This is a genomic window from Asticcacaulis sp. AC402 (assembly GCF_000495835.1).
Taxonomy (GTDB): Bacteria; Pseudomonadota; Alphaproteobacteria; order Caulobacterales; family Caulobacteraceae; genus Asticcacaulis.
Genome location: NZ_AWGC01000073.1, coordinates 1 through 838, shown reverse-complemented (window position 1 = coordinate 838; position 838 = coordinate 1). Strand labels below are relative to the sequence as shown.

The window sequence follows — 838 nt, the reverse complement described above, 5'->3', positions numbered from 1 at the left end:
GATGCTTTCAGCGCTTATCTTTTCCGCACTTAGCTACCGGGCAATGCCATTGGCATGACAACCCGAACACCAGTGGTGCGTTCACTCCGGTCCTCTCGTACTAGGAGCAACCCCTCTCAATCTTCCAACGCCCACGGCAGATAGGGACCGAACTGTCTCACGACGTTCTAAACCCAGCTCGCGTACCACTTTAAATGGCGAACAGCCATACCCTTGGGACCTACTTCAGCCCCAGGATGTGATGAGCCGACATCGAGGTGCCAAACACCGCCGTCGATATGAACTCTTGGGCGGTATCAGCCTGTTATCCCCGGAGTACCTTTTATCCGTTGAGCGATGGCCCTTCCATTCAGAACCACCGGATCACTAAGACCTACTTTCGTACCTGCTCGAGCCGTCACTCTCGCAGTCAAGCTAGCTTATGCCTTTGCACTAACCTCACGATGTCCGACCGTGATTAGCTAACCTTCGTGCTCCTCCGTTACTCTTTGGGAGGAGACCGCCCCAGTCAAACTACCCACCAGACACTGTCCTCACCCCAGATTATGGGGCCGAGTTAGAACATCAAACATTAAAGGGTGGTATTTCAAGGATGGCTCCACGCAGACTGGCGTCCACGCTTCAAAGCCTCCCACCTATCCTACACATCAAGGCTCAATGTTCAGTGTCAAGCTATAGTAAAGGTTCACGGGGTCTTTCCGTCTTGCCGCGGGTACACTGCATCTTCACAGCGAGTTCAATTTCACTGAGTCTCGGGTGGAGACAGCCTGGCCATCATTACGCCATTCGTGCAGGTCGGAACTTACCCGACAAGGAATTTCGCTACCTTAGGACCGTT

General features: G+C 53.2%; 1 rRNA gene. It reads right to left on the bottom strand.

The annotated features are described in order from the left end of the window. Positions 1–838: ribosomal RNA gene (locus ABAC402_RS38930) — 23S ribosomal RNA — on the bottom strand; the annotation flags it as partial.